The following is a 21,274-nucleotide window of genomic DNA, read 5'->3' on the forward strand; positions in this document are numbered from 1 at the left end:
TTAGCCCACGGTTTCGTTTTTAGCCCACGGTTTCAACCGTGGGACAGAAACAATCCGAGTGGCAGAAAACCGTTTCAACGGTTTTTGGGCCCCCTTGAAGATTTGCTATTATCCAGCACCAACTAAATGCCCGCTGGCTTGGTTAACCGCCGCTGCCAACTCCGGTAATAGTTCTGGAACCTCTTCCAACACATTTCCTACTACCACAATATCGGCTCCGGCCTTTGCCGCGTCGTATGCCTGCTGAGGCGTTCGGATCCCTCCGCCAACTACCAAGGGAATGCCTATTTGTGCCGCAACGGCATGGATCATCCCGGTAGGCACAGGCCGGGGGGCGCCGCTGCCGGCGTCTATAAAAATCAATTTCATACCCAGCAGCTCACCGGCAAGGGCGGTGCTTACGGCAATATCAGACTTGTTATGGGGCAGGGGCGTGGTATTGCTGATATAAGACACGGTAGTAGGTGCACCGCCATCCACCAGCATATAACCGGTGGAGAGCACTTCCAACCCGCTCCGTTTTACCCCCGGTGCCGACAGTACCTGCTGGCCGATCAGCAACTCCGGATTGCGGCCCGAAATGAGGGAAAGGTAGAGCAGGGCATCGGCAGCAGGGGTGAGGTGGGTAGCCGCCCCGGGAAAGAGCACTACGGGAATGGTGCATTGCACCTTGATTGCCTGAACGGTTGCTTCAAGCCTGCCCGAAAGCAGGAGGCTGCCCCCCACAAAGAAATAATCTACACCTGCTGTAACAGCCAGTTCAACCAACCGGGAGAGGTGCGTCTCATCCGCCTTGTCCGGGTCGACTAGCACGGCCAGGGCTTTGCGCCGCTGCGCTTTTAAATGCATCAGAGCAGGGTAGAGGGGCATGGGGAACGGATTATAAGCCAGCAAAAGTGCGAAACTTTGCTCATTGTGGTTAGGTGCCGGAAGTTTACCTGCTTTGGAGGTGATAACAAGCGCCAGTTAGCTTGGTTTTCCGGTAGCCGGCAGGGCCTCAATTTGCGGCGTTTGATAAGCAAAAATGGCTTGGAAAATGCAGGATGCTGGTATAGGCTGGGCCAGTTTTGGGGAAAACCCCTACAGTTTTCCCGATTTGGCTGAAATGCAAGCTGGACAATAGTTTCAGGCTTGTGGGGGCCATATCCTCACCCCTGTGAAAATGGGCGTTTCGCCTAAAAAAAGTTTGCCACATGCTGTGCATTTCCCGTGCATAACTCACCAAACGCAGCAAGGGCTTGCATTACAAAAAATGTCCACGAAGGTTGTGCACAGGTGTGCATATCTCTGGCTCCTTTTTTTCGACAGGTACGGATAATTTCGATGTCCCACAAGACTTCGGAGGAGACATGGACCTGTTCAACATAAACGAATTTGATATGCCTACTGCTAAAAAAACCGCTGCTAAAGGCCTGACCTTTACCCGCAAATACACCAGCGATGCCAAGCCGGTGTTCGACCTCTTCGAGTACGACTACCGTACTTCCGTGATCCGCAACCCTAGTGGGGAAGTGGTGTTCGAACTGAACAACGTGGAAGTGCCCAAAGGCTGGAGCCAGATCGCTACCGATATCCTGGCCCAGAAGTACTTCCGTAAGGCCGGTGTGCCCCAGCCCGACGGGTCGCTGGGTCGCGAAACCTCGGTAAAACAGGTAGCCCACCGCATGGCCAACTGCTGGAAAGTATGGGGAGAGCGCTATGGCTATTTTGCTACTGAGAAGGACGCTACCGTATTTTACGAAGAGCTGGTTTATAGCATCCTGGCGCAAATGTGCGTGCCCAACTCACCGCAGTGGTTCAATACCGGCCTGCACGAGAGCTACGGCATCACCGGTGCTCCTCAAGGACACTATTATGTTGACCCTATCGACGGCCAACTGAAGAACTCTACCTCTGCATACGAACGTCCCCAGCCCCACGCCTGCTTTATCCTGAGCGTGAACGACGACCTGGTGAACGATGGCGGTATCATGGACCTGTGGGTGCGTGAGGCCCGCATCTTCAAATACGGTTCGGGTGTAGGTACCAACTACTCCAACATCCGTGGTGAAGGCGAAAAGCTTTCCGGTGGCGGTTCTTCTTCGGGCCTGATGTCCTTCCTGAAGATCGGCGACCGTGCTGCAGGTGCCATCAAGAGCGGTGGTACCACCCGCCGGGCTGCCAAGATGGTGTGCCTCGACCTCGATCACCCCGAGATCGTTGAGTTTGTAAACTGGAAAGTGGAGGAGGAGAAGAAAGTGGGCGCCCTCATTGCTGCCGGTTATGCCAGCGACTACGAAGGCGAAGCTTACCGCACCGTATCGGGTCAGAACTCGAACAACTCGGTACGTATCCCCAACTCTTTCTTCGAGAAACTCGAAAAAGGCGAAGACTGGGAACTCAAAGCCCGCACCGATGGCCGCACCATGAAAAAAGTGCCCGCCCGTGAGCTGTGGAACCAGATCGCTTATGCCGCATGGCGTTGCGCCGACCCCGGCACCCAGTACAATACCACCATCAACGAGTGGCATACCTGCCCCGAAGGTGGCGAAATCAGGGCTTCCAACCCCTGCTCGGAGTACATGTTCCTGGATAACACCGCATGTAACCTGGCATCGGCCAACCTGATGAAGTTTTACGACAACGATACCAACCACTTCGATGTGGAAGGTTTTGAATATGTTTGCCGCCTGTGGACCACCGTACTGGAAGTTTCCGTACTGATGGCACAGTTCCCCTCCAAAGAAGTAGCCCAGCTGAGCTACGACTACCGCACCCTCGGTTTAGGTTATGCCAACCTGGGTTCGCTCCTGATGGTCAGCGGTATTCCGTATGATAGCGAGAAGGCCCGTGCCATTTCCGGCGCCCTTACCGCCATCATGACCGGTACGGCCTACAAAACTTCGGCTGAGATGGCCTCCTTCCTGGGCGCCTTCCCCCGCTACGAAGAAAACAAGCAGCACATGATGCGCGTAATGCGCAACCACCGCCTGGCCGCTTACGATGCCGACGCCTACGAAGGCCTGAGCATCAAGCCCCAGGGTCTGAAAGCGCAGTTCTGCCCCGACTATATGCTGAAAGCCGCCTGCAAGGCGTGGGATGATGCAGTAGAGCTGGGTGAGCAGTTCGGCTATCGCAACGCACAAACCACTGTTATCGCCCCTACCGGTACCATTGGCCTGGTAATGGACTGCGATACCACCGGTGTGGAACCCGATTTTGCCCTGGTTAAATTCAAGAAGCTTTCCGGTGGCGGTTACTTCAAGATCATCAACCAGTCGGTGCCTGTTGCCCTGAAGAACCTGGGTTATGGTGCCAAAGAAGTGGATGCCATTGTAAAATACGCAGTAGGTGCAGGCTCTTTTGCCGGTGCGCCCCACATCAACCACCAGACCCTGAGCGAGAAAGGTTTTATCGCCGAGGAAATCAAGAAACTGGATAAGGCCGTTGGTGCCGCCTTTGAAATCGGTTTTGTATTCAACGTATACAACCTGGGCGAAGAGTGCCTGCAGCGTCTGGGCTTCAAACCCGAAGATTACTACAACTTCGAATGGAGCCTGCTGGAAGCCCTCGGCTTCACCGGCGAGCAGATCGATGCTGCCAATGACTATGTATGCGGTACCATGACCGTGGAAGGTGCGCCTTTCCTGAAAGACGAACACCTGCCCGTTTTCGACTGTGCCAACAAGTGCGGCAACAAAGGCGAGCGGTATATCCATGCACACGGCCACATCAAGATGATGGCTGCTGCACAACCCTTCCTGTCGGGTGCCATCTCCAAAACCATCAACCTGCCCCACGAAGCAGAAGTTGAAGAAATTGCCGACTCTTACCTGCTTAGCTGGCAGATGGGCCTCAAAGCCTGCGCCCTCTACCGCGATGGTTCCAAACTGAGCCAGCCCCTGAGCAACAAGAGTGACAAGAAGAAAAAAGAAGACGAACCCGCCGAGGCAGAAGCCGAAACAACTGCTGATATCACCGGTAGCGGTATCGTAGATATGGGCAAGCTCACCATCGAAGAGCTGCTCGACGAAGTACAGAAAAGGGTACAGGCATCGCCCGACACCCAACTGAAGCGCGACCTGGCCCGTATCGTTGAACGCCGCACCCTGCCTGCCAAACGCCGTGGGTTTACCCAAAAGGCCAAGATCAACGGTCAGGCCGTGTTTGTACGCACCGGTGAGTATGCCGATGGTACTGTAGGGGAGATCTTCATCGACATGGCCAAGGAAGGCGCTACCATGCGCTCGATGCTCAACTGCTTTGCCATTGCCGTTTCGCTTGGCCTGCAGTATGGTGTGCCCCTGGAAGAATTTGTAGAGAAATTTGTATTCACCAAGTTCGACCCCGCCGGTTTTGTAGAGCACCCGAACATCAAGTCTACCACTTCAATCGTTGACTTTATCTTCCGGATGCTGGGTTACGAGTACCTCAACCGTACCGACCTGGTGCATGTGCTGGACAAACCCGAAGTACAGAACACCGGTACCGACAGCTGGGACGATCAGCCTGCCAAGGCGCCCGAACTGTCGAATGTACGGGTAGTAGCTTCGGTGGCTCCTGCAAAGCCTGTCCAAAAGACGGCTGTAAAAGCTGAAGTGGGTATGGATGCGGTAAACGCTGCTGCCAAGAGCATGCAAAGCGATGCCCCGGCCTGTAACACCTGTGGCCACATCACCGTACGCAGCGGCACCTGCTACAAGTGCCTCAACTGCGGCAACAGCATGGGTTGCAGCTAAGGCGTGAATGGTGAATAGTGAGTGGTCAATCAATCATTATTCACCATTGCCCATTCACCTGATAGTAGTTATGATAAGCCTCTTATAAACAAAGATCCCGCTGCGAGGCGGGATCTTTTCAGTTTCATTGTGATGAGTGCAGGTAGGCTTTTCAGCTTACATGGCTGGCATCCTGCTGCTCCAGTATCATATCAATGGTGCCGGTGAGTAGGGGATACTTCTCTTTAACGTAATCGGCCACCGACTGTATTACTACCTCTACCTGATCTTGGGGTAAGCCTGTGTCGGTAATAACTTTTTTAACCAAAGGGTTCATAGGGTTTCATTTGCTTTTAATGCAGCTGCAAACTAAATCCTTTTGTTTTATATGATGAAAAAAATAGATGGATTTTGATTAGTTGTCTATGAACCTCGGTATTTCAACGGCCGGCACGATGGATACACCATAATGACCTTGTTGTTATTTGCAATGCTGCAAAAGAAAAAGCACCTCCTCATGGAAGTGCTTCGCAAAATGGTTCTACCTATTATTTTATGTCGCCGCCAAAAATGCTGCTCACCGCCCCCTGGAGCATGGGGTACTTTTCTACCACGAAATCTTTGAGGGTAACAAGTACCTGTTGTGCCTGTTCGTCGCTCAGGTTGGCATTGGTCTTCAGGCGTTCAACGAGTTCATTCACTTGTCCTTGTGCATTGTCTTTGTTCATTCCGAACATGTTTCCAAACATAGGTCCTTAGTTATGTAGATTAAAATTAATGGCTATTAGCCTTTAGCTGTTAGCTAAAAGCCAATGGCTAACAGCTAACAGCTTTCCTACGCTACTTTCAGCAAACTCAATTTGCTCTTGTCAAACTTGCGGCGGGCAGTTTCCATGTCCAGCACGAAATACTTTTCCTTGGAAGAAGGAAGTTCATACATCGCATCGGTAAGGATGCCTTCGCAGATGCTGCGCAAACCACGTGCCCCAAGCTTGTATTCCATGGCCTTTTCAACAATGAAATCCAGCACTTCGTCTTCGATGTGGAGGTTGATGCCTTCCAGCTCGAAGAGGCGGTGGTACTGTTTGGCCAAAGCGTTTTTGGGCTCAGTAAGAATGGCGCGCAGGGTGGAAGCATCCAGGGGGTCGAGGTGCGTTACCACGGGCAGGCGGCCCAGCAACTCGGGGATAAGGCCAAAGCCTTTCAGGTCCTGGGCGTTTACATAGCGCAGCAGGTTTTTCTTCATGCTTTCCTGAAGGCCTTTGTCCACGTTGAACCCGATGGTATTGGTTTGCACCCTGCGGGCAATGATGCGGTCGATGCCATCGAAGGCACCGCCACAGATAAAGAGAATATTCTGGGTGTTGATCTTAATGAGTTTCTGCTCGGGGTGCTTGCGGCCTCCTTGTGGCGGCACCAGCACATCGGTACCCTCCAGCAGTTTGAGCATGCCCTGTTGTACCCCTTCGCCGCTCACATCGCGGGTAATGGAGGGGTTGTCGCCTTTTCGGGCGATCTTATCAATTTCATCGATGTACACAATACCGCGTTCGGCAGCTGTTACATCATAGTTGCAAACCTGAAGCAGGCGGGTGAGGATGCTTTCCACGTCTTCGCCTACATATCCGGCTTCGGTAAAAACAGTGGCGTCTACAATAGCAAAGGGCACGTTGAGCAACTTGGCAATGGTTTTGGCCAGCAGGGTTTTGCCCGTACCGGTTTCGCCCACCATGATGATATTGCTTTTTTCAATTTCGATCTCGGAGCCGTTCTGCTCGTTGGCCTTATACTGGAGGCGTTTGTAGTGGTTATATACCGCTACGGCCATCACCTTTTTGGCTTCGTCCTGCCCAATCACGTACTCGTCAAGAAACTTCTTGACTTCCATGGGTTTTTTAACCGTAAGCTTGAAGGAGGAAGGCGTTTTTTCATCGCGCACCATCAACTCCTGGTCGATGATTTCGCGGGCATGCTCCACGCAGTTTTCGCAGATATGGCCTTCCTGCCCTGCGATGAGGATCTTTACTTCATCGCGGCTGCGGCCGCAAAACGAACAATGGAGCAGATTTTTAGCCATGTGTGCAGTTGATAATTGTTAGAGGCGGGAATGCAGGCCTTTGCTGCATCCATTGGGCAAAAGTAGAAAAAACCGCCGGGGCGGGGCGGTTCTTGAGGGAATATTAACGAAGTCAGAAAAGTCGATAGTCTGTAAAGTCGGAAGACCAAAGTCCGGAAAGCCAGAAGACGGTTCAGATTTTTATAAACGTCTTTCCCGTCTTTACTGACTTTCCCGACTTCCGACTATCAATACAGCTTCGTAATGATCTCATCCACAATACCGTACTTAATGGAAGTTTTCGCATCCATCCAGTAGTCGCGGTTGAAATCCTTCATTACTTTTTCAAAAGTCTGGCCGGTATTCTCCGCCAGCAGGCGGGCACCCATTTCTTTGGTGCGGCGGATTTGCTCGGCATGGATTTCCATGTCGGCGCTTACGCCCTGGATATGGCCACCCAGCGAAGGCTGGTGGATCATCACCTCGCCATGCGGGTAGATAAACCGGCGGCCCTTGGTGCCACCACTCAGGAGGATGGATCCCATGGAGGCTGCCAGGCCCATACAGATGGTGCTCACGGGGCTTTTGATCAGCTGCATGGTATCGTAGATCACCATACCCGAGGTAACAGAACCACCGGGGCTGCTGATGTACATTTTGATTTCTTCACCGGGGTTGTCGGCTTCCAGCAAGAGGAGCTTGGTTACAATATCTTTTGCGGAGCGGTCATCCACCACCCCCCAGAAGTAGATGCTGCGGGTTTTAAAGAAATACTTCTCCAGTTTACGGTACAGCATTTCGGTATCGGTCTTTGCACGCAGTTCTTTCTCCTGGTCGTCTTCTTCGGGCTCGTCTTCTTCGAAACGTTTATCCAGATAAAATTTATTCAGGTCCATTGCTATAGTTTTTTGATCGTGAAACATGTGCTTTCAATGGCCATGGTCGATGGTCCATAGACCATGGTCTGTTTGAGCTATTTCTTTTCCTTGCGGGGGTTCACCAGCAACACTTCATCCACCAGGCCATAATCTTTGGCTTCGCCGGCACGCATCCAGAAGTCGCGGTTCAGGTCTTCTTCTATGCGGCCTGTTTCCTGGCCGGTGTGGTGGCTGTAAATATCATAGAGCTCTCTTTTGAGCTTCTTGATTTCACCCACGGTGATCTCGATATCGGAAGCCTGTCCGCCGATGGCGCCCGAAGGCTGGTGCATCATCACGCGGGCATGCTTGAGGGCTGCACGCTTACCGCTGGTGCCGGCGCATAGCAGCAGCGAACCCATGGAGGCTGCCAAGCCAATACAGATGGTGCTTACATCGGGCGATACAAACTGCATGGTATCATAGATGCCGAGGCCCGCATATACGGAGCCGCCGGGAGAATTGATATACATGTTGATGTCGCGGGTGCGGTCGGTAGAATCCAGGAACAAGAGTTGCGCGGTGATGATATTGGCCACTTCATCGTTGATGGGATATCCCAGGAAGATGATGCGGTCCATCATCAGTCGGCTGTACACGTCCATGACGGCTACGTTCATCGGACGCTCTTCGATGATGTTGGGGGTGAGGGCCGTTACCAGGTATTTATTATAACTGTCTAAGGTATTGCTCGACATGCCCCGGTGTTTGACGGCGTATTTTTCAAATTCCGATTTGTTACTCATGATCGTCTTAAATTATAGGTAAGGCAATATAGTGGTTTAGGTGCTATCAAATAATGAGCCCGGGTACAAAATGCGACAAAAGGGCAGAGTCTTTTTCACGCAACGACGCAACGGAGCCACGATTATTTCACGCAGAGACGCAAAGGAGCAAAGATGCAAAAGGGAAAGGTGTATGGCTCGCAAAGCCGAAGAGACGCAAAGTATAGTTTTGTAAGTGGGTAGAATTTCAAAAACAAACAAATCGTTGCGCCATGGCCCCGTTGCGTCGTGGCGTGAAAAATTCTTTGCGGCTTTGCTCCTTCGCATCTTTACGTGACAGAAACTGTTGCGGCTTTCTTTATCTTCAGCCCCCAACCCGTTTACATGAGAAAATTGTTACGCACAGCCGCGTTGCTGCTGGCCACCACCCAGGTGCAGGCGCAAGATTTAAGTTATTACCTCCCCGACAGTGTACCGTACAATGCCGCCATTCCCAAACCGCAGGAAGTGATTTACCACCAGGTAGGGGAGTACCATATTACCCACGACCGGCTGGTGAACTATATGCAGGCATTGGCAAAGGCGGCACCCGACCGCATCAAGCTGGAGCCCATTGGTTTTACTTACGAGGGCCGGCCACAGGTGCTGCTGATCATTACCTCGCCCAGAAACCACCAGAACCTGGAGCAGATCCGCCAGCAGCATGTACAGTTGACAGACCCTTCAAAATCGGCTGCCTTAAATACTGCCGATATGCCTGCGGTGGTATATATCGGCCACTCCATCCACGGCAATGAACCCAGTGGTGCCAATGCATCCCTGCTGAGCGCCTATTACCTGGCGGCCGCCAAAGGCCCCCAGATCGACGACCTGCTGGAGCATACCGTTATTCTGTTTGACCCTTCATTTAACCCCGACGGCCTCCAGCGTTTTTCTACCTGGGTAAACCAGCACCGCGGCAAAAACCTGGTTACTGATCCTGCTTCCCGCGAGTTCAACGAGGTTTGGCCCGGCGGCCGATTTAACCATTACTGGTTCGATCTCAACCGCGACTGGCTGCCTGCGCAGCACGTGGAAAGCCAGAACCGACTGGCATGGTACCACAAGTGGAAACCCAATATCCTTACCGACCACCACGAGCAAGGTAGCAATGCTACTTTCTTCTTCCAGCCTGGTGTGCCCAGCCGCGTCAACCCCATCACGCCTGCCAAAAACCAGGAGTTGACGGGCAAAATTGCCCAGTACCATGCGCAGTTCCTCGACCGCATCGGGTCGCTTTATTTTACAAAAGAGAACTACGATGATTTCTACTACGGCAAAGGCTCTACCTACCCAGATGTGAACGGCGCCGTAGGTATCCTCTTCGAGCAGGCTTCTTCGCGTGGCCATGCCCAGCAAACTGCCAATGGCGTACTGCGTTTTCCGTTTACCATCAGAAACCAGTTTACCACTACGCTGTCCACACTGGAAGCCGCCCGCAACCTGCGCCGCGAGCTGCTCGACTGGCAGCGTGAGTTTTACCGCTCGGCCCTGACCGATGCTGCTGCCAATGCAGTAAAGGGTTATGTGTTTGGCGATAGCAATGACGAAGGCCGCACCGCCATTTTTGTAAACATGCTGCGCCGCCACCAGATAGAAGTGCGCAGGCTGGCGAATGATACCAAAGTGGAAGGCATCGTATTTGGTAAAAACAACAGCTACGTGGTGCCTGCCGCACAGCCGCAACACCGCCTCATCAAAGCCATCTTTGACAAGACCCTTGAATACAAAGACAGTATTTTTTACGACATCACTTCCTGGACCATGCCCCTGGCTTTTGGCCTGCCCTATGCCCAGCTGAATGCGGCCCAATTCACGCCTTCGCTGATGGGTGAAGTGGTAAGTGGTACCGTTACGACAAAGGGCGGCGTAGTAGGTGGCAAAAGCGAAATAGGCTACCTGCTCGACTGGAAGGCCTTTGGCGCACCGGCAGCTTTATATGCTTTGCAAAATGCTGGCATCATCACCAAGGTGGCTACCCGGCCGATGGAGATGACCATTGGTGGTACGGCCCGCAAGTTTGACTTCGGTACCATCCTGCTGCCGGTATCGATGCAATCCGTTTCGGGTGATCAGTTGCTGACAAGAGTGCAGGCCATTGCCCAGCAATACAGCGTGCCTGTTTATGCCATTGGCAATGGCAGCGTACTCAGCGGCAGCGATCTGGGCAGCAGCAAGTTTGTTTCCTTAAGCAAACCCAGCGTGGCCATGGTAGTGGGTACCGGGGTAAGCGCTCTGGATGCCGGCGAGATCTGGCACCTTTTTGATCAGCGCTTCGACATTCCGATGACCCACCTCGACCTGCCCTCTTTCAACCAGCGCGATCTCTCCAGGTATAATACCCTCATCATGGTGAGTGGCTCCGGCTACAGCGATATCAACAAGGACAAGTTGAAAGCGTGGGTACAGAACGGCGGTACCCTGGTGCTTACCGAAGACGCCATTACCTGGGCGGCACAGGCAGGTATCTGCACTGTGGGTTTGAAGCGTGGGCAGTCGGGTATTGATAGTGCACAGGCACTTGCGTACGCCAGCCGCGAACAATTGGTGGGTGCACAGGAAGTGGCGGGCGCCATCTTCCGTGCCGATGTGGACCTGAGCCACCCACTGGCTTATGGCTACAGCACGCCTTCGGTGCACCTGTTCAAGGCCAACCGCGTGTTCATGGAGCGGAGCAAGAGTCCTTTTGCCAACCCGTTCACCTATGGCAAACAGCCTTTGGAAAGCGGCTGGGTAAGCCGGGAAAACAAAGCTGCCATTGCCAACAGCGCAGCAGTAGTGGTGAGCACGGTAGGCAGCGGCCGCGTCATTGCCATTGCCGATAACCCCAACCTGCGGGCCTTCTGGCTGGGCGGTACCAAGCTGATGATGAATGCCGTGTTCTTTGGTAAAGTGATTGAGGCCGGATCGGCAAGAGGGGAAGAATGATAAACTAGCTGATTTGTTGTAAGAGCGTGCCTTAAGGGGTGCGCTCTTTTTTATGCCCCCGTTTTCTTGACTGCGCTTTAGTTAATTGGGAAAAAACGAGGCGGCACAGAATTTTCAGCAATCATTTCCTTCGGGTACATAACCTTCAGAGCCGATTATTGTAAAACACACCCAATGCCGAACACTACCCAGTTTTTCGATATACTGTTCAATAATGCCCGTACCAATGCCATGATGATCATGAGCATGGACGGAATTGTTGAATCAGTAAACGAAGCTTTTACGCTTTCCTTTGGCTATACTACCGATGACCTCAGGGACAAGCATTTCCGGGTGTTGTACATTGAAAAAGACCAGGCTACCCGCAGGCCTGAAATTGAGCTGAACCAAACACACCGTACAGGTTCCAGCAGTGATGAGAATTACCTGGTGCATAAGGATACCACACCTATTTGGGTAACCGGTGAATCGATACTGGTAAAAACCGACGATACTTCCTGTATCGTGAAGTTGATCCACAACATACATGCGCAAAAGCAACTGGAGCGTTACCTCCTGTCTTCCTCCGAGTTGCTGGGTAGCTTGTTTGAATCGGTGCAGCAAAGCGGCTTGCTGCTGCTCAATTCGCAGATGAAACTGGTGCGCACCAACGGGGCTTTTCGCAAAATGTTTGGTGTACGCAGTGATGTTGCAGAAGGAAGTAAACTACAGGACATTGGCAACAGCTTCTGGACAAAGGAAGAACTGCGACAGGAAATACGCAACGTGATTGTAACAGGTGTGCCGATGAAAAAAGAATTTGTTTACGATAAGGGCGATAATGATTGTGTGCGGTATGAAATCATTTCAAAGCAGATTACCGGCGATGGCGATGCGGAACATCAGTTATTGCTGATGATCAAAGAAGTGTAATACCAGTTTCAGGTTGCAAGTTATTGGTTGCCGGATACAAGATGCCGGTAGCCAGTTGCCTGTTGCCGGTTATTTACACCTGAGCAGAACCAAGACGATCATTGATAATGCAATAAGTAAAATGGCGCTCCTGTTTGGGGCGCCGTTTTCGTTTGTATATAGCCGCTATTCTATCAAGTGCTATAATTCAATCGGGGGCCGCATTGCGAAGCGCCAGCAGGGTTATGATAGCCTCGACAGTTCGCGGCGCTGAAGCGATCTTCTGCCGCTGTAGGTCACCAACTTGGTCACTGTTGGTGCAGGGGATTGCTTCAGCGCCGCCAGCCGCTACGTAACGCCAAACCCCACCGGCGCTTCGCAATGACGTCGTTCCCAAGTGTAAGCCATTGCCGCATTGCAGCAACAAAAAAGAGCACCCGTTTCCAGGTGCTCCTCTTTATGTGGTCCATACTTCCTACTTCCCACTTCTAACTTCTTACTTATGCATGATGCGCGTGGTTGTGCTCCTCGTTCATCTTGATAAACTCTTCTTTCGATACCACCTGCTCCGTAGCGTTCAGTTTGGTTTCGGCAAACTCGAACAGCTTCTGGGTTTGCAGGCGGTTGTACGCATCTTCTACGTACTTGCGGTCCTTCATCATGCGGTCGATGTAATCGTTCATCCACTCCGCTTCTTCGGCACCGGCACCCATACCCATGTAGCCCAGCAGTTGCTCTTTGGCAAACTGGCGGAGGTCTTCCTGTTCAACCTTGATGTCGTTGTCCTGGATCATCTTCTCGGTGATCACGCTCCACTTCAGCTGGTTCAGGAAAGCGGGGAACTCGGCCTCAACCTGCTCGTCGGTCTTGGTGGTGTTGTTCTCGCCCTGGGTCTTCAGCCAACGCTTCAGGAACTCGGTAGGGAAAGAAACATTGGTATTTTCCAGCAATACGTGGTAAAGGCTGTGGTGCAGCTGGTTACGGGTTTCGCTTTCCCACTGCTTCTGCAGCTCTTCACGCAGTTTGTTGCGGAACTCTTCTTCGGTCTTTACTTCGGCGTTGGGGAACAGCTGGGCGAAGAACTCTTCGTTCAGTTCGCGGGGCTCTACCAGGCCTACCTTGGTGATGTCAAGGCGGAAATGACGGCCGGTAGCGCTGTCCAGGCCCAGGTCTTCCAGTATGGCAGCACGCTCGGTACCGCTGAAGGCTTCTTCCAGGGAAACCTGGATGTTGTCGCCAACTTTTTTGCCCATCAGCGAAGGACGGATGCTCTCGGCGAAGTATTTCACCAGTACGCTGTTGTCTTTGCGGATGCCACCTTCAATCTCGTTGCCTTGTGCGTCGGTTTCAACAAAGGTTGCGTTCAGCACGTTGTCGTCGCCGGCAACTGCTTCAGGCTCGGTCATATTGCCAAAACGGGTGCGGAGGCGTTCTACTTCCTCGTTCAGCATTTCGTCGGTGATGTCCACCTTGTAGCGGGTGATGTTCTGGCTGGCCAGGTCGGGCAACTGCACCTCGGGCTTCAGGCCTACTTCGAATGTAAAGTTGTAGTTATCGGGTTTGTTTACATCCAGCTGGCCCAGGTTGAGGTCAACGGGGAGGGGCTGGGCGAAAATGTCCAGCTTCTCGGTTTGGAGGTAACCAAAAACTTCTTTGTCAACGGTGCGCAGCACTTCGTCGATAAACAGCGAAGAGCCGTGCATTTTGCGGATCAGGCCGGCAGGAACCATGCCTTTGCGGAAGCCGGGGATATTGGCTTTCTTGCTATAATCTTTCAGCGATTTCTCAAAAGAAGGCAGGTAATCTTCCTTTGCGATGGTGATATTCAGATGCTTGTGCAGGGGAGCTACCTCCTGCTGGGTAATCGTAGCCATGACTGTTTGTTATAGGTTTTAATAACGAACAAGGAACAAGTAGTGAAGAATGATGAAGTAAAGATTGATCTGTTCCTTCCGCATTCATCAGTTCTTGTTCCTTGCGCTCTTGTGCTGTGCGGGTGGAGGGACTCGAACCCCCATGCCTCGCGGCGCCAGATCCTAAGTCTGGTACGTCTACCAATTTCGCCACACCCGCTTTTTTCCGTGAATGGTGAATGGGCAATCGTGAATAAGTTGACTATTCACCATTCACCATTGCCGATCAGGGCGGCAAAAGTAAGGCATTTTGCTAAAGTTGGCATTCCTTTTTCCCGTTAAAATAATTGCCCCCGCTTTGGCGTAAATTCGTGCCTGATGGAAACCGTAGCGCAGAAACCGAAGTATAACCTCAACGAAGAACAGGAAAAGAAACTCATTCTCCGCGAATACCGCGCCCTGCTCCGTTGCCTTAAATCCCGCATCAAACCCGGCGACCGCAAGTTGCTCCGACATGCTTTTGAGATGGCCGCCGACGCTCATAAAAGCATGCGCCGCAAAAGCGGTGAGCCCTACATCCTGCACCCGCTGGCCGTTGCCCGCATTTGCGTGGAAGAAATAGGGCTGGGTATCCGCTCCACCATTTGCTCCCTGCTGCACGATACGGTTGAAGACACCGACATCTCGCTTGAAGACCTGCAGCGTGAGTTTGGCTCCGAGATCGCCAAGATCGTGGATGGCCTCACCAAGATTTCCAACGTCATTGATGTGAACGCCTCGCAGCAGGCCGAGAACTTTAAAAAAATCCTGCTCACCCTCACCGACGACCCGCGGGTGATCCTCATTAAGCTCGCCGACCGCCTGCACAACATGCGCACCCTCGACAGCATGAAGCAGGAAAAGCAGTTGAAGATCGCCTCCGAAACGGTATACGTGTATGCCCCGCTGGCCCATCGCATGGGCCTGTACAACATGAAGACGGAGATGGAAGACCTCTCCATGAAGTACCTGGAGCCGGACACCTATAAGGAAATTGCCCGCAAGCTGTCGGAAACACGCCGCGAACGGAGCCGTTTTATCAATGAATTCATCAAGCCGTTACGCGATAAGCTGGAAGGGACCGGGCTTGACTTCGATATTTATGGCCGTCCCAAAAGCATCCATTCCATCTGGAATAAGATGAAGAAAAAGGGCGTGGCCTTTGAAGAGGTGTACGACCTTTTTGCCATCCGGGTTATCCTCAACTCCCCTCCGGAGCGGGAAAAGGAAGACTGCTGGAAAGTGTACTCCATGATCACCGACGAGTACAACCCATCGCCGGAGCGCCTGCGCGACTGGCTGTCCAACCCCAAAAGCAACGGCTACGAGGCCCTGCACACCACGGTGATGGGCCCCAACGGGAAATGGGTGGAAGTGCAGATCCGTACCAAGCGGATGAACGAGATTGCCGAAAAAGGCCTTGCTGCCCACTGGAAATACAAGGAAGGTACCAATGAGGAAAACCGATTTGATAAGTGGTTCAGCCAGATCCGCGAGGTGATCACCAACCAGGACATCGACTCGGTGGATTTCCTGCAGGATTTCAAAACCTCCTTCCTTGCTGAAGAAATTTATGTGTACACACCCAAGGGCGATGTGAAGATGCTGCCCATTGGCGCATCGGCACTCGACTTTGCCTTTTCGGTACACAGCCAGGTGGGCTCTAAATGTATCGGTGCCAAGGTGAACCATAAACTGGTGCCCATTTCGCACAAGCTGCGCAGCGGCGACCAGGTGGAGATCATCACCTCCAACAAGCAAAAACCTACCGAGGACTGGTTAAACTTCGTGGTAACGGCCAAGGCCCGTGCCCGCATCAAGGATGCGTTGAAGGAGCAAAAGAAAACCATTGCCGAAGAAGGGAAGTATACCCTGCAACGCAAGCTGGAAGCCCTGGGTGCCGCCCTCAATCCGCACAATATCGACGAGCTGATTGTACACTATAAAGTGAACTCGGCGCTCGACCTGTATTATGGTATCGCCATCAAAAGCATCGACCTTAAAGAACTCAAGGAGTACAAGGTTGTTGGCGATAAACTGGAAATTCCCAAGGTAGAAAAACCGCTGCCCGAGCAGAAGCCTGCCGAACTCCACATCCCGCGTAAGGATACCGAACTGATCATCTTTGGCGAGAGCAGCGATAAGATCATGTACAACCTGGCCAACTGTTGCAAGCCCATTCCCGGCGACGATGTGTTTGGCTTTGTAACTACCGGCAAAGGGCTTACCATTCACCGTACCTCTTGCCCCAACGCCCCCAAGCTGATGGCCAACTATGGCCACCGGATCGTAAAGACCAAGTGGGCCAAGAACAAGGAGATTTCCTTCCTCACGGGTCTCAAGATCATCGGTATGGATGATGTGGGTATCATCAACAAGATCACCAATATTATTTCCGGCGACATGCGGATCAATATTGCCGCACTCACCATTGAGTCGGGTGAAGGGCTGTTTGAAGGCACCATCCGGGTGTTTGTACACGATAAGGAGGAACTGGAGGAACTGGTGGAGCGCCTGCTGGCACTCGATGGCATACAGCGGGTAGAGCGGTTTGAAACGGAAACGGCGGGATAGGAGTTAAGGGTTTGGGGTTATGTGTTTGGGGTTTGGAGTTGGTAGATAGGAAACCGGTTTTGAGATGTAAATCATTCAAACTCCAAATGTTTAACCTCCAACTCTAAACCCCAAACACATAACCCCAAACTCCAAACCCCTAACCCCAAACTTCTAACCTGTTTTCGCCTACTTTTGCCACTCAATTAACAAACTCATTATGGTTGACGTTATTCTGGGCCTTCAGTGGGGTGATGAAGGCAAGGGCAAAATCGTGGATTTCTTTGCAAAGGATTACGATGTGATTGCCCGTTTCCAGGGAGGCCCCAACGCGGGTCACACACTCTATGTTGGCGACAAGAAGATCGTACTGCACCAGATTCCTTCCGGTGTATTTCACCAGCAGGCTACCAACCTCATTGGTAATGGCGTGGTGCTCGATCCCGTAACCCTGCGCCGCGAAGCTGCTTCCGTAGAAGCGTTTGGCGTTGATCTCAAAAAGAACCTCTTTATCTCGGAGCGTACCAATATCATCCTGCCTACGCACCGTGCGCTGGACAAGGCCGCCGAACTGGCCAAGGGTAACGACAAGATCGGTTCTACCCTCAAAGGCATTGGCCCCGCTTATATGGACAAAACCGGCCGCAACGCCATCCGCGTTGGCGACCTGCTCCACAAGAGCTTTACCACCAACTACATCAAGCTGCGCCTGAAACACCAGCGCCTGCTCGACAACTATAATTTCCAGGAAGATATCACCGCATGGGAAGAAGACTTCTTTGAAGCCATCGAGTTCCTGCGTAGCCTCAACATCGTTAATGGTGAGTACTTCATCAACGACAAGATCAGCCAGGGCAAACGCGTACTGGCCGAAGGCGCACAAGGTTCCATGCTCGATATCGACTTTGGTACCTTCCCCTTTGTTACTTCCTCCAACACCATTTCGGCCGGCGTATGCAATGGTCTGGGTGTGGCTCCGCAAAAGATCCGCGAGGTGCTGGGTGTGAGCAAGGCTTACTGTACCCGCGTAGGTGGCGGTCCTTTCCCCACCGAACTGGAAAATGAAACCGGCGAGGAACTGCGCCGCATTGGTAACGAGTTTGGTGCTACCACCGGCCGTCCCCGCCGCTGCGGCTGGATGGATATGGTAGCCCTGCGTTTTGCCTGCATGATCAACGGCGTAACACAGCTGGTGATCACCAAAGCCGACGTGCTGGACGCTTTTGATACCCTTGAAGTGTGCACCAAGTACAAAATCAATGGCGAAGAAAGCGAGCAGGTGCCTTTCCAGATGACCTGGAGCAAGATCGACCCTGTATACGAGCAATTCAAAGGCTGGAAAGTGGATTCGTCGGTATTGAAATCAGAAAGCGAACTGCCCCAGGAAATGAAGACCTATATGGACTTCCTGACCCAGCAGGCAGGAGCCCCCATCCGCTACATTTCCAATGGTCCCGGCCGCGACCAGATCATCAAGATTGAAGGATAATTTTTATTGCCACTAAGTCACCAAGGCTCGAAGAAGCACAAAGAAACCCTTAGTGAACCCTTTGCGTCTTTGTGTCTTGGTGGCTCTATTTTTCCGGTTTTAGCCGCTTAGAAAATGGGTGCATAAAAATTTGGCGGAATGAAAATCCCGCACAAATTTTACACCCCCGATACAACGACAAGAAACTATGATACACACACTGGAACCCCAATTGGAAGAGGCTCTGCTGCCGGATGTATTTACGGCGCTGGCCAAAGGCCGTTCGGCAAAAAAGGCAGAAGAAGTAGAAGAAGACGAGGACGACGAAGACATCGATGAAGATGGGGATGATCTGGAGGGTGAGGAAGATGATTCGTGGGATCCCGACTTCGAAGAGTTTGACCTGCCCAAGTCGAAAAAAGGCGGTGGTAAAAAAGACGCCGACGAAGAAGAAGATTTCAAGATCGAAGAAGATCCTGAGTTCAAGGATTTGTTTAGCGGTGGTGGTAATGGTTTTGACGACGAGGACGACGATTTTTAGATGAATACCCATACAGCATCCGGCACGATCGCACATTACGCCATCGCTGATTTGGAAGTGCTGAAACAGAAAATGTTGAACTGGGCATCCCGGTTCAACATTTTTCTTTTTCTGGACAGCCATCAGTACGGTTTCCAGCCGCAGCACTTCGAGTGCCTGCTGGGTGTGGGGGTACGTTCGTGGGTAGATGACCTTTCTTCGCTGGACGCTTTTGTACAGCAGCCCCGCTGGTGTTTCGGTCATTTGGCCTACGACCTGAAAGAAGAACTGCATGGGTTGGAAACAGGGAAAAAAGATCCCATTGGTTTTCCGCACCTCCACTTCTTTGAGCCGGAAGTGGTGTTGTATGTAAAAGACAATACCCTCACCATTGAAGCCACGGATCCTGGCGCGGTATGGCAGGCATTGCAGGAAACTATTGTTGCGGAGCCAAAAATGGATCATCCGGTGGTGCTCACGCCAAGGCTTACCCGGAGGGCTTACCTTGATGCCATCGGGCATTTGCAGCAACATATCCGCCGCGGCGATTGCTACGAGATCAATTTCTGCCAGGAGCTGTACGCCGAAAACGTGCAGCTGAATCCGGTACCTATTTACCGGCAGCTGTCGGCAGTTTCACCCGCGCCTTTTGCTGCGCTTTACCGGTACCACAACCGCTACCTGATTTCGGCAAGCCCTGAGCGTTTTCTAAACAAAAAAGGTGGTCAGCTGATTGCCCAACCTATGAAGGGCACTGCCCGCCGCAACCTACAGGATGCTGAAAAAGATGCGGTACTGAAAAGAGAATTGTACCTCAGCACCAAGGAGCGCTCCGAAAACGTGATGGTGGTGGACCTGGTGCGCAATGACCTGTCGCAGGTATGCGCAGATGCTTCCGTGAAAGTGGATGAATTGTACGGTATTTATTCCTTTCCGCAGGTGCACCAGATGGTCAGTACCATCAGCGGTACCATCAGGCCTGCAATAAGCTTTTCCCAATTGCTGCAGGCCAATTTTCCCATGGGCTCCATGACCGGTGCGCCCAAGCTCCGCGTGATGCAGCTGGTTGATCAATACGAACCATCAGCGCGGGGCATATTTTCCGGATCGGTAGGGTATTTTACTCCTGCCGGCGATTTCGATTTCAACGTGGTGATCCGCAGCATTATGTACAATGCCGATAATGGCTATGTTTCCTGCCAGGTAGGCTCCGGAATTACCTTCTATAGCAATGCGGAACGGGAATGGGAAGAATGCCTGCTCAAGGCAGCAGCGATCCGGAAGGTGCTGGAGGATCGCTGATCTATGATGTTTTAATCGCTGATTTGAAGGCGGAAATTACTGGTTTGAAGATCGCTGATCAGGAAATCTGGACTGGTGCCTTTTCGCGTCTCCTGGATTTGTCATAGTAGTTATTGTCCGCTCCTTATTAATGCTGCCCCAAACCATAACTCATAAATCCGCGATCCCCACATCAGCGATCCGCGATGCTAATCCATGCCCAACATCAATTGGATGCTTTGTTCCAGTATCTCCTGCTTTTTTTCTTGGAATAGAAGTGCCTTCTCTTTGGGTAAACGCAGGTCGTAGTTGCCGTTATGCGCCAGGGCTTTATCGAAGTTGGGATTCAGCTTGTCAAAGCGTACTTTATCCAGCGCTACATGCTGCCTGATGGCCGCTGAATGGTATTTGCCGGTAATGGGAATCACTTCTGTATCGGCATCCGCTTCAGCCGCCTGCTGCATACCACGGTTAGCCACTTCAGTACTGGTAAGGGTGGTTTCGCCACCATCGCCTTCCATAATGTAGTGGGTGGCAATGAATTTCTTTACATGCAGCCTCGACTCTTCAGGTAAATGGTATTGCAGGTTCCAGAAATTGCGGCTGCCGCTGCGGCGGATAGCGCTATGTACGCCACCGGGGCCACAGTTGTAGGCGGCAATCACCAGCAGCCAGTCGCCGTATTGTCGGTACAACTGGTTGAGGTAACGGGCGGCGGCATGGGTGCTTTTGAAAAAGTCGGTGCGTTCGTCGATGGTAGGCCCGATGCGGAGGCCCATCATCCTGCCGGTGCCTTCCATAAACTGCCAGGGACCAACGGCCCCTGCCCATGATACGGCAAAAGGCTGCAGGCGGGATTCAATAACCGCCAGGTATTTGAGTTCAACAGGCAGGCCATGCTGTTTGAGCACGCCATCCATCATGTCGAACTGGGGCTTGGCCCAGCTTTTCATCCGCTGCAGTCCAGGACCCAAGCGCTGCATATAATCGGCTACATAAGAGATCGCCTGCGCATTCAGTTTGCGGGCATCGATGCCGTTGACCTTTGTTTTTTCAAACAGGTCCTTGAACCCGCTCTTGGGGTCGATATGCGCTGATTTTTTTACGAGGGTATCACCGGGCATAGGCTGGTATGCACCGGATGCGTAGGTGGCAACGGTTCCAAAAAGGCATAGCGACAAGAGGAGAGGTTTGTGCATGGGTGCTTTTTGGGGTTTTCACGCAAAGGCGCGGCGGAGCAAAGACGCAAAGTTTTTCTCGCAACGACGCGGCGGAGCAACGGAACTATTGTACAAATCCAAGACGCT

General features: G+C 52.3%; 16 protein-coding genes and 1 tRNA gene. 8 read left to right on the forward strand and 9 right to left on the reverse strand.

What is annotated here, in order from left to right; genetic code table 11:
• Positions 1–108: 108 nt before the first annotated feature.
• Entirely contained in the window at positions 109–870 is a 762-nt protein-coding gene (locus BUE76_RS06850; protein ID WP_216820637.1) for a geranylgeranylglyceryl/heptaprenylglyceryl phosphate synthase, read from the reverse strand.
• Positions 871–1,379: 509 nt separating this feature from the next.
• On the opposite strand from BUE76_RS06850, the gene BUE76_RS06855 reads away from it, so the two are divergent.
• Positions 1,380–4,718, forward strand: a complete 3,339-nt coding sequence (locus BUE76_RS06855; protein WP_073040965.1) for a vitamin B12-dependent ribonucleotide reductase — start codon at positions 1,380–1,382, stop codon at positions 4,716–4,718.
• Positions 4,719–4,869: 151 nt separating this feature from the next.
• On the opposite strand, the gene BUE76_RS24450 is transcribed toward BUE76_RS06855, so the two are convergent.
• The 5 genes from BUE76_RS24450 to BUE76_RS06875 all read right to left on the reverse strand — a co-directional run bounded on the left by BUE76_RS24450 (position 4,870) and on the right by BUE76_RS06875 (position 8,416).
• Positions 4,870–5,034 (reverse strand): hypothetical protein, encoded by a 165-nt coding sequence (locus BUE76_RS24450; protein WP_158069936.1) that lies wholly within the window; start codon positions 5,032–5,034, stop codon positions 4,870–4,872.
• Between the two features lie 211 nt (positions 5,035–5,245).
• Positions 5,246–5,425, reverse strand: coding sequence for a hypothetical protein (locus BUE76_RS06860; RefSeq protein ID WP_073040567.1), 180 nt, complete (start codon positions 5,423–5,425; stop codon positions 5,246–5,248).
• Positions 5,426–5,532: 107 nt separating this feature from the next.
• Positions 5,533–6,774, reverse strand: coding sequence for an ATP-dependent Clp protease ATP-binding subunit ClpX (gene clpX / locus BUE76_RS06865; protein ID WP_073040564.1), 1,242 nt, complete (start codon positions 6,772–6,774; stop codon positions 5,533–5,535).
• 227 nt (positions 6,775–7,001) lie between these two features.
• A complete protein-coding gene (locus BUE76_RS06870) occupies positions 7,002–7,649 on the reverse strand; it encodes a ClpP family protease (protein WP_073040562.1) in 648 nt (215 codons plus the stop codon).
• Between the two features lie 77 nt (positions 7,650–7,726).
• The gene (locus BUE76_RS06875) at positions 7,727–8,416 is read right to left on the reverse strand and encodes a ClpP family protease (protein WP_073040560.1); all 690 of its coding nucleotides are present in this window, start codon (positions 8,414–8,416) and stop codon (positions 7,727–7,729) included.
• A gap of 363 nt (positions 8,417–8,779) precedes the next feature.
• Here BUE76_RS06875 and BUE76_RS06880 point away from each other — a divergent pair, with 363 nt between their 5' ends.
• From BUE76_RS06880 to BUE76_RS25275, 3 genes are all read left to right on the forward strand, one after another.
• A complete protein-coding gene (locus tag BUE76_RS06880) occupies positions 8,780–11,362 on the forward strand; it encodes a M14 metallopeptidase family protein (protein WP_073040557.1) in 2,583 nt (860 codons plus the stop codon).
• A 174-nt stretch (positions 11,363–11,536) separates the two neighbouring features.
• Positions 11,537–12,274 (forward strand): PAS domain-containing protein, encoded by a 738-nt coding sequence (locus BUE76_RS06885; protein WP_073040556.1) that lies wholly within the window; start codon positions 11,537–11,539, stop codon positions 12,272–12,274.
• A gap of 121 nt (positions 12,275–12,395) precedes the next feature.
• Entirely contained in the window at positions 12,396–12,527 is a 132-nt protein-coding gene (locus BUE76_RS25275) for a hypothetical protein (RefSeq protein ID WP_262485766.1), read from the forward strand.
• 226 nt (positions 12,528–12,753) lie between these two features.
• Here BUE76_RS25275 and tig read toward each other — a convergent pair whose 3' ends face one another.
• Positions 12,754–14,127 carry a trigger factor gene (gene tig, locus BUE76_RS06890; RefSeq protein ID WP_073040554.1) on the reverse strand — a complete coding sequence of 458 codons (1,374 nt, stop codon included), beginning with the start codon at positions 14,125–14,127 and terminating at the stop codon, positions 12,754–12,756.
• A gap of 117 nt (positions 14,128–14,244) precedes the next feature.
• Positions 14,245–14,326 (reverse strand) — tRNA-Leu (locus BUE76_RS06895).
• 158 nt (positions 14,327–14,484) lie between these two features.
• Between BUE76_RS06895 and BUE76_RS06900 the strand changes: the two genes are divergently transcribed.
• The 4 genes from BUE76_RS06900 to BUE76_RS06915 all read left to right on the forward strand — a co-directional run bounded on the left by BUE76_RS06900 (position 14,485) and on the right by BUE76_RS06915 (position 19,988).
• Complete coding sequence (locus BUE76_RS06900) at positions 14,485–16,719, forward strand: RelA/SpoT family protein (protein ID WP_073040552.1); 2,235 nt, start codon at positions 14,485–14,487, stop codon at positions 16,717–16,719.
• 199 nt (positions 16,720–16,918) lie between these two features.
• Positions 16,919–18,187 (forward strand): adenylosuccinate synthase, encoded by a 1,269-nt coding sequence (locus BUE76_RS06905; RefSeq protein WP_073040550.1) that lies wholly within the window; start codon positions 16,919–16,921, stop codon positions 18,185–18,187.
• Positions 18,188–18,374: 187 nt separating this feature from the next.
• On the forward strand, positions 18,375–18,707 hold the full coding sequence (locus BUE76_RS06910) for a hypothetical protein (protein ID WP_073040548.1): 333 nt from the start codon (positions 18,375–18,377) through the stop codon (positions 18,705–18,707).
• On the forward strand, positions 18,708–19,988 hold the full coding sequence (locus BUE76_RS06915; protein ID WP_073040545.1) for an anthranilate synthase component I family protein: 1,281 nt from the start codon (positions 18,708–18,710) through the stop codon (positions 19,986–19,988). It abuts the gene before it with no gap.
• 188 nt (positions 19,989–20,176) lie between these two features.
• On the opposite strand, the gene BUE76_RS06920 is transcribed toward BUE76_RS06915, so the two are convergent.
• Positions 20,177–21,166, reverse strand: coding sequence for a lytic transglycosylase domain-containing protein (locus tag BUE76_RS06920; RefSeq protein ID WP_073040543.1), 990 nt, complete (start codon positions 21,164–21,166; stop codon positions 20,177–20,179).
• Between the last annotated feature and the right edge of the window lie 108 nt (positions 21,167–21,274).

This window comes from Cnuella takakiae, from assembly GCF_001953305.1.
In the GTDB taxonomy this organism is placed as follows: domain Bacteria; phylum Bacteroidota; class Bacteroidia; order Chitinophagales; family Chitinophagaceae; genus Flavisolibacter; species Flavisolibacter takakiae.

What these genes read in the sequence shown, in the direction of transcription:
- BUE76_RS06905 (WP_073040550.1), top strand. Translation starts at nt 16,919, where the DNA reads ATGGTTGACGTTATTCTGGGCCTTCAGTGGGGTGATGAAGGCAAGGGC.
- BUE76_RS06870 (WP_073040562.1), bottom strand. Translation starts at nt 7,649, where the DNA reads ATGGACCTGAATAAATTTTATCTGGATAAACGTTTCGAAGAAGACGAG.
- BUE76_RS25275 (WP_262485766.1), top strand. Translation starts at nt 12,396, where the DNA reads ATGGCGCTCCTGTTTGGGGCGCCGTTTTCGTTTGTATATAGCCGCTAT.
- BUE76_RS06850 (WP_216820637.1), bottom strand. Translation starts at nt 870, where the DNA reads ATGCCCCTCTACCCTGCTCTGATGCATTTAAAAGCGCAGCGGCGCAAA.
- BUE76_RS06915 (WP_073040545.1), top strand. Translation starts at nt 18,708, where the DNA reads ATGAATACCCATACAGCATCCGGCACGATCGCACATTACGCCATCGCT.
- BUE76_RS06880 (WP_073040557.1), top strand. Translation starts at nt 8,780, where the DNA reads ATGAGAAAATTGTTACGCACAGCCGCGTTGCTGCTGGCCACCACCCAG.
- BUE76_RS06875 (WP_073040560.1), bottom strand. Translation starts at nt 8,416, where the DNA reads ATGAGTAACAAATCGGAATTTGAAAAATACGCCGTCAAACACCGGGGC.
- clpX (WP_073040564.1), bottom strand. Translation starts at nt 6,774, where the DNA reads ATGGCTAAAAATCTGCTCCATTGTTCGTTTTGCGGCCGCAGCCGCGAT.
- BUE76_RS06920 (WP_073040543.1), bottom strand. Translation starts at nt 21,166, where the DNA reads ATGCACAAACCTCTCCTCTTGTCGCTATGCCTTTTTGGAACCGTTGCC.
- BUE76_RS06885 (WP_073040556.1), top strand. Translation starts at nt 11,537, where the DNA reads ATGCCGAACACTACCCAGTTTTTCGATATACTGTTCAATAATGCCCGT.
- tig (WP_073040554.1), bottom strand. Translation starts at nt 14,127, where the DNA reads ATGGCTACGATTACCCAGCAGGAGGTAGCTCCCCTGCACAAGCATCTG.
- BUE76_RS24450 (WP_158069936.1), bottom strand. Translation starts at nt 5,034, where the DNA reads ATGAACCCTTTGGTTAAAAAAGTTATTACCGACACAGGCTTACCCCAA.
- BUE76_RS06855 (WP_073040965.1), top strand. Translation starts at nt 1,380, where the DNA reads ATGCCTACTGCTAAAAAAACCGCTGCTAAAGGCCTGACCTTTACCCGC.
- BUE76_RS06860 (WP_073040567.1), bottom strand. Translation starts at nt 5,425, where the DNA reads ATGAACAAAGACAATGCACAAGGACAAGTGAATGAACTCGTTGAACGC.
- BUE76_RS06910 (WP_073040548.1), top strand. Translation starts at nt 18,375, where the DNA reads ATGATACACACACTGGAACCCCAATTGGAAGAGGCTCTGCTGCCGGAT.
- BUE76_RS06900 (WP_073040552.1), top strand. Translation starts at nt 14,485, where the DNA reads ATGGAAACCGTAGCGCAGAAACCGAAGTATAACCTCAACGAAGAACAG.